10 protein-coding genes are annotated in these 14252 nt (G+C 43.6%); all 10 read right to left on the bottom strand.

All coding sequences use genetic code 11. The features are described from left to right. Nucleotides 1-153 precede the first annotated feature (153 nt). On the bottom strand, nt 154-1686 hold the full coding sequence (purF, locus tag ACSLBF_RS05330; RefSeq protein WP_440055567.1) for an amidophosphoribosyltransferase: 1533 nt from the start codon (nt 1684-1686) through the stop codon (nt 154-156). An 18-nt stretch (nt 1687-1704) separates the two neighbouring features. Next, nucleotides 1705-2199 carry a CvpA family protein gene (locus ACSLBF_RS05325; protein ID WP_440055566.1) on the bottom strand — a complete coding sequence of 165 codons (495 nt, stop codon included), beginning with the start codon at nt 2197-2199 and terminating at the stop codon, nt 1705-1707. A gap of 61 nt (nt 2200-2260) precedes the next feature. Beyond that, a complete protein-coding gene (locus ACSLBF_RS05320) occupies nt 2261-2905 on the bottom strand; it encodes an SPOR domain-containing protein (RefSeq protein WP_440055565.1) in 645 nt (214 codons plus the stop codon). An 11-nt stretch (nt 2906-2916) separates the two neighbouring features. Continuing rightward, the gene (folC, locus tag ACSLBF_RS05315) at nt 2917-4173 is read right to left on the bottom strand and encodes a bifunctional tetrahydrofolate synthase/dihydrofolate synthase (RefSeq protein ID WP_440055564.1); all 1257 of its coding nucleotides are present in this window, start codon (nt 4171-4173) and stop codon (nt 2917-2919) included. Nucleotides 4174-4195: 22 nt separating this feature from the next. Then, complete coding sequence (accD, locus tag ACSLBF_RS05310) at nt 4196-5071, bottom strand: acetyl-CoA carboxylase, carboxyltransferase subunit beta (protein ID WP_440055563.1); 876 nt, start codon at nt 5069-5071, stop codon at nt 4196-4198. A 243-nt stretch (nt 5072-5314) separates the two neighbouring features. Then, entirely contained in the window at nt 5315-6112 is a 798-nt protein-coding gene (truA, locus tag ACSLBF_RS05305) for a tRNA pseudouridine(38-40) synthase TruA (RefSeq protein WP_440055562.1), read from the bottom strand. A gap of 177 nt (nt 6113-6289) precedes the next feature. Further along, a complete protein-coding gene (locus tag ACSLBF_RS05300; protein WP_440055561.1) occupies nt 6290-11038 on the bottom strand; it encodes a FimV/HubP family polar landmark protein in 4749 nt (1582 codons plus the stop codon). 258 nt (nt 11039-11296) lie between these two features. Then, nucleotides 11297-12313, bottom strand: a complete 1017-nt coding sequence (locus ACSLBF_RS05295) for an aspartate-semialdehyde dehydrogenase (protein ID WP_440055560.1) — start codon at nt 12311-12313, stop codon at nt 11297-11299. A gap of 45 nt (nt 12314-12358) precedes the next feature. Beyond that, on the bottom strand, nt 12359-13483 hold the full coding sequence (locus tag ACSLBF_RS05290; protein WP_440055559.1) for a 4-phosphoerythronate dehydrogenase: 1125 nt from the start codon (nt 13481-13483) through the stop codon (nt 12359-12361). Between the two features lie 73 nt (nt 13484-13556). After that, nucleotides 13557-13877, bottom strand: a complete 321-nt coding sequence (locus ACSLBF_RS05285) for a DUF6419 family natural product biosynthesis protein (RefSeq protein WP_440055558.1) — start codon at nt 13875-13877, stop codon at nt 13557-13559. Between the last annotated feature and the right edge of the window lie 375 nt (nt 13878-14252).

Below are 14252 nucleotides of genomic sequence, written 5' to 3'. Positions count from 1 at the left end.
ACAACTGAATAATGAAACTGTTATATCAATTGCATTAAATAATACCAACCCGCTTAACTAAGTGGTCTATTTTGAAACGGATTGGCAGAACAAAAAAGAGCATGTATTAATTACATGCTCTTTTCGCTTATCGGCAACAACCTTTATTGGTTATTATTCGCCTTCTGAGCTACCAGTTTCTTGATTGTGTAGCTCTAAGCTTGCCGACATCGCAGATTCACGCGTTGTTTTGGCTGAATCATTTCGCAGCTGGTCAATACGGTTTAGATAGTCTTGATCGACGTCACCTGTTATATAGTGACCGTCAAATACCGATGTTTCAAAACGTTTGATCTCTGGATTTTCCTGAGACACTGCCGCTATCAAATCTGGTAATGATTGGTAGATCAATCCGTCTGAGCCAATGCTATCGTTAATATCTTCAAGTTCACGGCCATGTGCAATCAACTCTGAAGCTGAAGGCATATCGATACCATAGACGTTAGGGAAACGCACTTCTGGTGCAGCAGAGGCAAAGTAAACATTCTTAGCGCCTGCTTCTCTGGCCATTTCGACGATCTGTGCAGAGGTTGTACCACGAACAATTGAGTCATCGACCAATAGCACATTCTTGCCAACGAACTCCCGGTCAATCGCATTAAGCTTTCTGCGCACTGACTTCTTACGCATTTCCTGACCTGGCATAATAAAGGTGCGACCAATATAACGGTTTTTCACAAAACCTTGGCGATATGGTAAATCCAATACCGATGCGATCTCCAGTGCGATATCGCAAGAGGTCTCTGGAATAGGAATTACCACGTCGATCTCTTTATCCGCCCATTCGCGTTTAATTTTTTCACCTAACTTGGTGCCCATGTTGACGCGAGTTGCGTAGACAGACATTTTATCAATGTTTGAATCTGGTCGAGCAAAGTAAACAAACTCAAAGATACACGGTGCTGACATCGTTTTATCTGCACAGATTTTTGAGAAGAATTGACCGTCTTCAGTAACATAAATTGCTTCACCAGGAGCCACATCACGCACAAACTCAAAGCCATCAATAGATAATGCAACGCTTTCTGAGGCAAACATGTACTCGGTACCTTGTTCTGTCACTTTTTTACCGAACACCAATGGACGAATGCCATGTGGGTCTCTAAAAGCAACAATACCGTGGCCGATAATCATTGCGATACTGGCATATCCACCCGACACATAAGAGTTTACTTCTTTGATAGCTGTAAACATATCATCAGCGTCTAGCTTCATTTTGTCGCGTTTGCCTAGCTCATGAGCCAAGATATTCAACAAAATTTCCGAGTCAGAAGTAGTGTTGACATGGCGACGTGCTTGCGTAAATAAACGCTCTTTTAAAGACTCGGCATTGGTTAAATTACCATTGTGAGCAAGTGCGATACCAAAAGGTGAGTTTACGTAGAAAGGTTGCGCTTCTGCTGAACTTGACGTTCCTGCGGTTGGATAACGCACATGACCGATACCAATGTTTCCTTGTAAACGCTTCATGTGTCGAGTATGAAACACATCTTTTACAAGACCATTAGCCTTTCTCAGGCTGAACGTATTGTTGTCAATGGTAATTATGCCAGCCGCATCTTGGCCGCGATGTTGCAAAACAGTTAAGCCGTCATAAATCGCCTGATTAACAGGAGAAGTTCCGACTATCCCAACGATACCACACATTAAATATTTCCTCGCCGATTAACGGTTTGCTGAATCTAGAAAGCTTGAGTTATTTTCGAGATAGCTGAAAAACCACTCAACTACAAACCCAAATTCAGGAATTAACATTGATGTCTTCCACCACTGAGTATCAGGTGCACTGGTGAAGGCATCTAGGAAGAACAATAAGGCGCTCACGACCAACACGCCCCGCAAACCTCCAAACACTAGTCCGAAGATTCTGTCTGTCCCTGAGAGTCCGGTTCTTTGTACCAACTCACTGAGAACATGGTTTATCAACCCACCCAACATTAATGTTGCAATAAAAAGTATGGCAATTGCAGCGGCATTTCTCAAAAGGGGTTCTGAAATGAATGTAAGGAAGGTAGATAGATATTGATAAAATAAACTGGAGATAAAAAAGGCGCCGATCCAAACGACAAGTGACATCGCTTCTTTAACAAAGCCTCGTAGCAGACCAAATATTGTCGATAAACCAACAATGGCCAAGATGGCGTAATCAACCCAGATCATAAAAACCAATAAGTCGTTAATTTGGGGCGCATTCTAAAAGACTTAGCCAGCAAATGCCAGATCAATTTGCGACTTGAAATTGGGTTAAACGACCATTGAGCTTAGTTAATTTCTTTAATTCCGGTAGCTTAGCTTCTAATTCAGCCTTATTTAAATCCGGCCCTACAAAAACTTTAGTTAATGTTCCATTGGGCGTTTTCACCGGTTGCGTAAACGCTTTAAAGCCATTGTCTTTTAACTTTTTAGTTAATGCTTCAACATTAGACTTATGTGAAAAGCTGCCCAATTGAATCACGTAAGCCATTTTGGTGAAACTAGAGCTTTGCGGGCGTGCTAGTGTCGACACTTCCACAGTTGATGGACGCTCAGCAATTTCTTTAGCAGGCTCAGCTGACTGCTTGGTAGTCTCTGCCGATGAGTTGTTACTGAGCTCTGTTGTAGACACTTGGGAGTTGTTATCTTCTAGCTTATCGTCATCTGCTTGAATGTCCTCGAGTTCAGGCTCCTCGAGTTTTGGCGCAAGCTCGGCCTGCGCATTTAATTTTTCTTGTAGATCAATGGTTTTGAACTCAGGGCGCTCGGGTATTGCTTGAAATCCTTCTTTGTAGTGGATTTTTTCTCCATCTAAAATATTTGGAATAAAAATCACAGCTGCAACGACAACAATACTGGTACCCACAAGGCGGTTAATAAACACTGAGTTCACTGCTACACTCTCTAGTTTTGTAGATGTTGGATCGCATCAGCGACCGTCAAAAACGAACCAAACACAATCAATGCAGTATCGTCTGAAATAGTTGGCATAACATGCGTTAGTGCCTCAGCAACAGAGTCAAAGCATTGGGCTTGTACTGATTGATCAAGGTAACTTGCAAGATTAGCGGCATTCTCGGCTCTAGGTCCAGATAACGAAGCTAAGCTCCAAATATCAACCTTTGCGGAGATACTTTCAAATACCGCTGCTTTATCTTTATCCGCAAGCATAGCGACTAAGGCATGAATTTTAAAGCCCCTGTCGCGTAGTTGTTGTAATTTTCCAGCAAGATAACGAGCAGACTCAGGATTATGCGCCACATCTGTATAAACTAAAGGTTTTTCACTGAGCTGTTGGAAGCGGCCTTCTACAGATAGTGCACTTAGACAATGGGCAATTTTCGCTTCATCAGGTAACAAGTCTAACTTGGCCAATACTGTCAGAGCAGTAGCCGCATTCTGCGCGGGTATTGCGGGGTTGGCAAACTCATAGTCATAATCTTGGTATTGCCACCTAAACCGATCGATGTTTGGTGTGAAAATGAAATCTCGTTTTGATAACACCAGATCTGCGGCTATTTCTTTGCCGTAATCGATTACAGTTGCTGGAATATCTAAATCACCGACGATGGCCGGCGTTCCGGTTCGAAAAATACCTGCTTTATCGTAACCAACTAATTCTCGGGTATCACCTAAATATTCTTTGTGATCGAGATCGATGGTGGTGATCACTGACGCGAATGGAGTAACGATGTTTGTCGCGTCGTATCGACCGCCCAACCCCACCTCAAGTAACACGTAATCAACCGCAAAGCGTTTAAATATCGCCAACGCACCTAAAGTACCAAATTCAAAATAAGTTAGTGGTAGGTCCTTACGGCCTTCGTCTAACAGTTGAAATGCATCGATATGATAGTGATCATCCAGTTCTTTACCATTGATCCGCACACGTTCATTGTAACGAATTAGATGTGGGGATGCGTAAGTGCCGACAGAATAGCCTTGAGCGAGCAACATAGATTCTAAACAACGAGCTGTCGTGCCCTTGCCATTCGTGCCGCCAATTAGAATTATCTTGCTGTTGGTGTCGAGAATATCAACTTGCGTTGCGACTTGAGCGACACGCTCTAAACCCATTTCAATTGATGCTGGGTGGACGTTATCTAAATAACAAAGCCAATCATCCAACGAAGATGATTGGCTAGGTGGAATTTTTGACATAGTTAGCTCAAATTAAAAAATTTTACGCTACTCTATGCTCTTGTTCTGTCGAAGGCAAGCCCATAAATTTAGCAAGAATACGTGCTAATGAATCACGCATTTCTCTGCGGTCGATAATCATATCTACAGCGCCATGCTCCAATAAAAACTCACTACGCTGGAAGCCTTCTGGTAACGTTTCACGAACCGTTTGTTCAATAACACGCGGACCAGCAAAGCCAATTAATGCCTTTGGTTCAGCCACGTTGATATCACCAAGCATAGCTAACGAAGCTGAAACACCACCCATGGTAGGATCGGTTAATACCGAAATAAACGGTAGCCCTTTTTCACTCATTTTCGCCAACGCCGCACTGGTTTTCGCCATTTGCATTAGTGACATTAAAGCTTCTTGCATGCGTGCACCGCCAGAGGCAGAAAAACACACTAACGGCATATCATGTTCTAAACACTCGTTTACTGCATCTACAAAGCGTGCTCCAACGACTGATGCCATTGAACCACCCATAAATGAGAACTCAAACGCCACAGCGGCAACTGGGATGCCTTTAAGGCGGCCTTTCATTGCAACGAGCGCATCTTTTTCACCACTGACTTTTTGTGCAGCGGTGATCCTATCTGAGTATTTTTTAGAATCTTTAAACTTCAGTACATCCTTAGGCTCGTGCTGCACACCTAGCTCATGACGATCACCATCATCCAAAAATGCTTCTAAGCGCTTACGAGCACTCAAACGCATGTGATGATCACATTTGGGACATACATTTAATGATTTTTCTAATTCTGCTTGATAAAGGATTGAATCACAATCCGTGCATTTTGCCCAAACCCCTTCAGGGATTTCTTTCTTGCCACTTGATTTTGTGGTTCTGGGTAAGATTTTTTCTAACCAACTCATGTGCAACTCTCTTTAGTGCTCTGACTTTTTCATCAGCCTAAAATAATTCGCCAATTAAATCATGAATTAACTTGCTACGATATAAAAAACTGGTCTTAAGAGTCCATGGGCTTAGTCTGCTAGTAAGACTAAATTAGTACTTACTTCGCCACCTAGAACACTCACATCAGCACCACGTTATTTACATTCAAATACTGCTGCCAGCTAATTTACCTTTTAAATCAATTAAAAAGCCTACAGAACTTATGAAAACAAATCATCAGGTAAAAACAACGGCCCTAATGGCATTTTTTCTATTCCCCAGGCTTCAGGGTAATCTACATCAACTAAATACAGTCCGTTTGGCTTAGCTGTCGCGCTTGCCAAAGTTCTATCCTTTGCCGCGAGTAACTCTGCCATCCATTCAGGCTCTTGCTTGCCCGTGCCTATATCTAGTAAACAGCCCGTGATATTTCTTACCATATGGTGCAAAAAAGCATTCGCTTTAATGTCAATCACAACGTAAGGACCAATTCGTTTCACTTCGAGATGATGAATATTTCGAAACGGTGTATTTGATTGGCAATGCACCGCACGAAATGAAGTAAAGTCTTGCTCGCCAACCATAACCGGACAAGCTTTTTGCATTCGTTCAACATCTAACTCGCCGTGAAAATGCGTTACACCACTGCGCAAAATACCGGGTCGATAAGTATGATTGTATATCACGTAACGATATCGACGTGCAGTGGCCGAAAAACGAGCATGAAACTGCTCATCAACTTCTTGCGCAAAACGCACGGCGATATCATCGGGTAGCTGCGAGTTCATACCCAGAGTAAATGCTCCCATAGCGCGCGTCGAATTCGTGTCAAAATGAACTAGTTGTCCTGTCGCATGCACACCTGCATCTGTTCGACCTGCACAAACGATTTCTACGGGGTGATTACAAATTCTGGATAACGCGGTTTCTATTTCTTGCTGGACACTATTTACGTGTTGTTGCCGCTGCCAACCGCTGTATTGTGCACCATTGTACTCTATGCCAAGTGCTACTCGCATAACCTATCTATCACAAATTTTTCCAAAAGTTCATTTTAAGCTATTGGCTACATGAATAAAAGCGCAATAGAAATTCCCCAACATTCAAGTCAACATATAGACAATAAACACACAAAAAATGCACCGCGACTCAAGTTCAACGGTGCATTTTAAACAGCCTCGCGGCTAAATTAGAGCTTAGGACTTTAATTGAGCCTTTAGCTGCTCAGCTTCTTGCTGAACCGATTCTGGACCATTTTCTATAATCTCATTTAAGGTTGATACCGCTGAATCAAAATCTTGGATCTCTATATAAGCCTTAGCCAAGTCTAGCTTTGCAGAGAAACCTTCGTCTTCTAAATCCACATCCGTGGCATTTTCACCAGCAAGTAGTCCTTCAAAGTCTCCTAGTCCCACATCCATATTCGGGTCAGTGTATGGCTCAGTGTCTCCCTCAAGCTCATCACTTTGCTCTAGTAGTTCTTCGATTTCTAAGTAGTCTTCATCGTCTAAAGAGTCGTCTATCTGGTCGCTCTCAGCTCCTTTATCGTCAATGATTTCGTCTTTCAGCAAACTGTCAAAGTCAACTTCAAAATCAGATGCGTCTGCATCTCCTAAACCTTCTGGTTCATCTAGTTCACTTAATAACTGATCAAAATCTTGCTGAGTAAAGTCAGCCATAAATTCCTGTTCTATGGCCGCTTCATCAACATCAATTGCTTCTTCCGGTTCTTCTGTGAGCTCCACATCGTCTTCAAGTAAAGATTCAATTGCAACATCTGAATCCGGCTGGAGCTCAGCATTATCTGAGTCTGCTGATGCTTGTTGCGGTGCGATTTCTCGTTCTGATACGAGGTCGTTCTCTGCTTCATCTTCTCCAGTAAACTCAGGATCTGCTAAGGCACCTTCTTCACCATATTCGGGAAGTGCACTATCTTCATCCGACGTATCGTCTTCAGCCTGTTCTTGCTCAGAGTTAGCGTCAGACGTCGGCGTTTCAGTTATTACGGCACTTTCATCCTCAAGTTGCTCATCGGTTTGCTCAACCTCTGGAGCACCGTCTTCATCAATATCGAGCGCAAAGTCCGGCTCTTCTTCTCCTGCAAACTCAGGATCTGCTAAGGCGTCTTCTTCTCCATATTCTGGAAACTCAATATCTTGCTCATCATCAGATACTTGTTCATTTGGTGTTGCTGAAAGCTCACGGTCTGAGGCGGTATCCTGTTCCACCTCAGTGGTTCCATCAGGCGAACTAGGTTCTGTGGAATTATCATCCTCTATGCCGCCTGTAGTTGGCTCATCAGCAGCACTAATACTTTCCAGATCCAGTTCAAAATCAGTATCAACCTCTTCTTCACTTGCAAACTCAGGATCAGCCAATGCATCTTCTTCACCATATTCAGGGAAGTCAATTTCATCTTCTTGGGTGTCGTCGGCTAATTCTTCTTGAGGTACGAGAGTCTGTTCTGTGCCTGTTGGCTGCTCGACCTCAGAGTCATTTTCATCATCAACACCTTCCGATGTTAGCGCATCTACTGATAACTCTTCATCATCTTGCGCTAGTTCAAAGTCTTGCTCTTCTTGCTCGAAAGCATCATGCAAATCATCGTCTAAGTCATCTAAATCCGGATCCAACGCCATGGCTTCAGCTAATGCTTGTTCAGACTCGCTGATCTCCCCAAGCTCTAACTCTGGGTAACTATCAAGCTCAGCACTTGGCGTCAACGTGTCTTCTTCGGGAAGCTCCTCTTCCAAGGATAAATCGATATCCTCACCTAGTGGGTCGTCACCTAGTTCAATTTCGACTTCTTCTTCATCATATTCCTCAGATAATTCATCTGAATTAAACTCAGAATCTTCTTGCAGCTCATTGAGTAATTCATCAACACTTTTCAGATCCGCATTGTCCAACTCATCTAATTCGCTTAGCGGTGAGTCTAAATCATCATCATTTTCTGTATATGAAGTATCTTCAACTATGCCTGAAAGATGACCTGCTTCAGTAGCATCACCGACACTTGCTGACTCTTCAAGCTCTGTGTCTGATTCAGGATCTTCGGCCAGCTCGGCTTCCGGCACTTCATCTACCAACGTATCAAGTTCATCTTCTGCAAGTTCTGCTTCTGGTTCCGCATCCAGCTCCGCCTCAGGGGCTTCATCTAGCAAGGCATCAAGCTCATCTTCTGCCAGCTCGGCTTCTGGTTCCTCATCGAGCTCTGCCTCAGGAGCTTCGTCTAGTACGGCATCAAGTTCATCTTCTGCAAGTGCTGCTTCCGGTTCCTCATCCAGCTCCGCCTCAGGGGCTTCGTCTAGCAAGGCATCAAGTTCATCTGCTGCAAGTGCTGCTTCCGGTTCTTCATCGAGCTCCGCCTCTGGGGCTTCATCTAGCAAGGCATCAAGCTCATCTTCTGCCAGCTCGGCTTCTGGTTCCTCATCGAGCTCCGCCTCAGGAGCTTCGTCTACTAAGGCATCAAGTTCATCTTCTGCAAGTGCTGCTTCTGGTTCTTCATCGAGCTCCGCCTCAGGAGCTTCGTCTACTAAGGCATCAAGTTCATCTTCTGCAAGTGCTGCTTCCGGTTCCTCATCGAGCTCCGCCTCTGGGGCTTCATCTAGCAAGGCATCAAGTTCATCTTCTGCAAGTGCTGCTTCTGGTTCTTCATCGAGCTCCGTCTCTGGGGCTTCATCTAGCAAGGCATCAAGTTCATCTTCTGCCAATTCGGCTTCCGGTTCCTCATCGAGCTCCGCCTCAGGGGCTTCGTCTAGCAAGGCATCAATGTCATCTTCTGCCAATTCGGCTTCTGGTTCCTCATCGAGCTCCGCCTCAGGGGCTTCGTCTAGCAAGGCATCAATGTCATCTTCTGCCAGCTCGGCTTCTGGTTCCTCATCGAGATCCGCCTCAGGGGCTTCGTCTAGCAAGGCATTAATGTCATCTTCTGCCAATTCGGCTTCTGGTTCCTCATCGAGCTCCGCCTCAGGAGCTTCGTCTAGCAAGGCATCAATGTCATCTTCTGCCAATTCGGCTTCTGGTTCCTCATCGAGCTCCGCCTCAGGAGCTTCGTCTAGCAAGGCATCAATGTCATCTTCTGCCAATTCGGCTTCTGGTTCCTCATCGAGCTCCGCCTCAGGAGCTTCGTCTAGCAAGGCATCAATGTCATCTTCTGCCAATTCGGCTTCTGGTTCCTCATCGAGCTCCATCTCCTCAGGGGCTTCGTCTAGCAAGGCATCAATGTCATCTTCTGCCAATTCGGCTTCAGGTTCCTCATCGAGCTCCATCTCAGGAGCTTCGTCTAGCAAGGCATCAATGTCATCTTCTGCCAATTCGGCTTCTGGAGCTTCTTCTAGCAAAGCATCCATATCCTCTTCAGACATTTCAGATTCTGGCAGCTCTAGATCAGATTCATCCAACTGCCCATCAAGCAAGGCATCAATGTCTTCGTCTGCAAGGTCGTTTGAAAGGTTATCATTACTTTGAGCTTCATCTAATAGTGCGTCAATATCAGGCTCATCGTCTTCTAACTCACCTGAAAATTCAGGCTCTAAGTCTAAATTGCCGTCTAACAACGCATCAATATCTTCCTCAGAGCCAGAGAATTCACTCTCAATTTGGTCGTCTGCTAACTCTTCACTTAGTGCCGCTAGCGCGTCGTCACTAACATCAATTTCCTCACTTTGTGGCTCGTTAAACAGGTCGTCTAAATCGCTATCACTCAATATGTCCTGATCATCATCCAAACTACCTGGTGCATCGCCGGCATCACTGCTATCGTCGAAGTTCTGCTGCATGAAATCGTCATCATGCTCATCATCGAAACTGATATCTTCGTTAAGCAGGCTATCCAACTCGTCTTGGTCTAATGTGTCGTTACCTTCTTCGAAATCTTCTTCTAAAGTATCAAACGAGATTTCGTCGTCTTCGGGCAACATATCATCGTCAAGTTGTACGCTATCATCCAAAGAATCTAAGTTATCATTACCACCTATATCAAGTGGGTCCATTGCAGTAGCTGCGGTTGCGGTTGCCGCTGAAGCCATCGCCACATTTGATACAGAAGATTGAGGCAGAAAATCATCGTCGTCGGTCTGCTGTGCAGAACGCTTTTTGCCTCTAAGGAAAAAAATCAATCCACCTATACCGAGTAGAGCGGGTAGCATACCCAGTAAAATAATACCGAATGTGGATGAGAAGAAGTTTGATAAACTAAACTCTGATTGTTCCTGCTCTTGGATAGATGCCTGCTGTTCAATCATTTCGCTTTGTAGCTCAATCACCGCCTTCAACTGGCGCTGTATTTCACTATCTCTACCAAGCTGGGTTTGCACATTTTTTAGCTCACTTGAAATGTCTCCAAGCTTTTCTTTTAATTTAGTATTCTCTTGCAGGATCTCTTCTACACTACGAACCGAAGACTTAAATTGCTTTTGCAGATCCAGCAAGCGCATGTCTTGTTCCATTTTCAAAGAGCGAAGCTGGTTGGTAAGCTGCTCTTTGGCATCATCTACATCCACCTTACGCGCTTGGGTCACCTTATTGTCTGCTGCATCGATGGCCGCTGGGTCCAACTGACCTTTACGCTTCATTTCCCACAGTTTGTCGTCTTGATCAGACTTTAATTGCGCTAATTGAGGATTAACTCTGCGGATCTCAGCTAAGGTCGGAATACGCAGGTATGCGCCATCGCGCATGTGGTTGAGGTTTTTATCTAGAAACGCATTGGGGTTTTTGTCATATAACGCTTTCATTACCTGGTAAATGGTAACGGAGTCGTCAGGACGTATTTTTTGCGCGATACGCCATAAAGTATCTGTTGGCTTGATTGGACCGACTGAGCGCCCTTGAGCCCCATAATCAACCCCTTTGGGGCCCTTTAACACTGTGTCCTCAAGTGTATAAACTGGTGTCGCAATCAGTGCAACTATCAAGATACTTAAAAAGGCTAAACCGCGCATGCCGATCCTTTATATAGATGTTCAACTAGTTCGCTAAACGACATTTGTTATTATGGCTCTGAAGCAAGCTCTATTCCAAATGCAAACTATAAACCAGATATGTGGGAATATCCATTGCAACGTATTGAAAGTTAAGATTCTTATTTAGCTATATGCAGAGCATCAGATGATGGGAAAAACTGAATATTCGTCAATAAGTTGACATAACGGCAAACTCCTGCCGAGTCGGAGTTTGCCGATTTTTCACTGTTATTGTCTTTACAAATAATTTTCGATTAAGGCTTCAGCAATTTGAATACTGTTGGTTGCTGCGCCTTTTCTTGTGTTATCTGAAACAACCCACAGATTTAATCCTAATGGATGTGATATATCCGCTCTGACACGGCCAACATATACGGTGTCATTACCACTCGCATCAGATACTGGTGTTGGATAATCTTGTTCATCTTCAATGAGTTCAACACCCGGTGCATCTGCAAGTAGCTGCTTGATATGCTCGAGATCGTAAGGCATGCGTGTTTCTAAATGAATCGCCTCTGCATGACCAAAGAACACCGGCACTCTAACCGCGGTAGGATTAACTAACACACTAGAATCACCGAGGATTTTTTGTGTTTCCCACACCATCTTCATTTCTTCTTTGGTGTAGCCATTGTCTTGAAACGCGTCAATTTGCGGTATTACGTTAAACGCAATTTGCTTAGTGAACACTTCGTTTTCCATTGGACGCGCATTCATCAAATTAGCCGTTTGCTTCGCTAACTCATCAACAGCTTCTTTACCCGCTCCTGAAACCGCTTGGTAGGTTGAAACATTAATACGGTCAATACCATAGGCGTCATAAATAGGCTTCAATGCAACTAACATTTGAATTGTTGAACAGTTAGGATTTGCAATGATGTTACGATTTCTAAAATCAGCTAATGACTCTTTATTTACCTCAGGTACCACTAATGGCACATCATGGTCATAACGAAAGTGTGAAGTGTTATCAATCACTACACAACCAGCTTCTGCAGCAATTGGCGCGTACTTTTCTGATACTGAACCACCAGCCGAAAACAACCCGATGTGGGCGTTGGAAAAATCAAATTCTTCTACATCTAACACGGTAATTTTTTCACCGCGAAAGTCTATATCTTCACCTGCACTGCGGCTACTCGCTAGTGGAAAAAGCTGATCAACAGGAAACTTTCTTTCTGCCAATGTTTCGATAATTTGCTTGCCTACGAGTCCTGTTGCACCAAGCACTGCCACATTGTATTTTTGCGACATGACTAATCCTCATTCTTTGATTTATATTTGCTGCTATTGCGGCCGTTATCCACGTTTAATCGTAAAACCCAACTCTGAGAGTTGCGCTTTCCACTCCCCGCCATTGTTGACGGTAATTGTACTAAATTCACGTCTTACCGGATAGCTCTTACGTAACGCGTCAAAACCTGCATGGTCTAATTTTGCTCGCAGAATGCCATCATCTCGACGAATATCATAAACTAAGTGAACTAGGCTAATCACATCTGAGTCATCAAACGTATCACTCAGCCGACAATCGGTCACAGCAGGCGTAGGCAGAAAATCTCTGATTGTTTTACCGGCTTGCAAACCAAAATGCTGACAAACTGCTTCATAAAGCATTTGTGTGCCACGAGCTTTACCTTCTAATGTATGTCCAGCAATATGTACCGATGCATAACGCGTATGCTCAAGCAATGGCTTTAAGATATTTGGTTCATTTTCCCAAACATCTAAAATTAATTCTAACGGCTGGCCCGCTAGCTTAGCATCGAGTAGAGCCTGGTTATCTATCACGTCACCACGGCTTGCATTAATAATAACCATGTTCGGCTTAAGAGATTGAATACGAGATGCATTTAATAAATGAACTGTTTTATGTTCACCTTCCTTTATCAGTGGTACGTGAAATGTCACGATGTCCGCTTGAGCTAAAACGGTGTCGATTGACTGATGCTCTGGCAAGCTGCCTTGTTTAAAACGGATCGGATCACAAAGGATAACGTTAACACCGAGAGCCGCTAACTTTTTTTCTAGGCAGGCGCCGATATTCCCAACACCAACGATGGCTACGGTTTTATCTTTAATGGCTTGCCCTGTTTCTTGCACATAAGCTAGTAACGCACTGATCACATATTCAGCAACGGCAATCGCATTACATCCCGGCGCACTGCTAAAGCCAATATTTTTTTGCTCTAATAGTGCGGTATCAATATGATCAACACCAATTGTCGCAGTACCTACAAATTGTAGCTTTTCCACGCCTGCTAATAATTTTTCATCTACCTGCGTGACTGAACGAGTGAGCAGGATATCCGCCTCAGCTAATGCCTCTGATGTCAATGTTCGACCATCAAAGCGCTCAACATCGCCCAGTTCTGAAAAAAACTCTTCCACCAGAGGCATATTTTGGTCAGCTAAAATTTTCATCGCCGCTCCTACAAGCTTTAGTTGGCGCGCAGTTTATCAGCTGTCAGGGCTAAATGCAGCACCTCTGGAATAATCAACAGTTAGCCTTTTTATCGTTGTCAGTGTCTTTACTACACCCTAACGCAATACCGAAAAACATCACGCAACATGCAAATACCAATGCGGCTTTTAAGCTAAGCTGTGACGGATCATTCAGCATTGAACTAAACACCATAGCAAGCATATTGATACAACAGAGCAATAAAGCCGAGCGCGTAAACCCTCGGTAACCAAAAAACGCAGCCGCAAAACAGCAAATAAGATTTACCACAACAGCCTGAGGATAAATATGAAAGGATGCCACCATGGCAAAAAAACTCGTCAAGACAAACGTGTAAATAATCGTGAACTGCATACATTTCCTCCATGAAAAGTATTGTAGGTCAGTAAGTTAGCTTTGTATGAAAAGAGTATTCGTCGTCTTTAATCTATTGACAACAATAGCTGAGTGTAGATGGCAAAACACAAATAGCAACTGCCAATTTGTACTGCGACTGGCAACGAATTTTGACAGTCTCTCTAATATCAGCGCTAAAAAATTCAAGTTGGCTTTATGCTAACAGTCAGCAGATTAAATAAACTCTGTTCAATACCCAACTTTATTTATCAATGTTCACGTTACAAGCCTGTAACTGCTCTGAGAAAATCATCCAAATATGAGGTTAGTAACAATGTTTACCTGTTTTTAGATAAGTATTGTTCATATAAACGGTTGATTTTAAGTTTATCG

The sequence above is a fragment of the Pseudoalteromonas sp. T1lg65 genome, assembly GCF_051930985.1.
Classification (GTDB): Bacteria; Pseudomonadota; Gammaproteobacteria; order Enterobacterales; family Alteromonadaceae; genus Pseudoalteromonas.
This window is presented reverse-complemented; position numbering and strand designations above follow the sequence as displayed.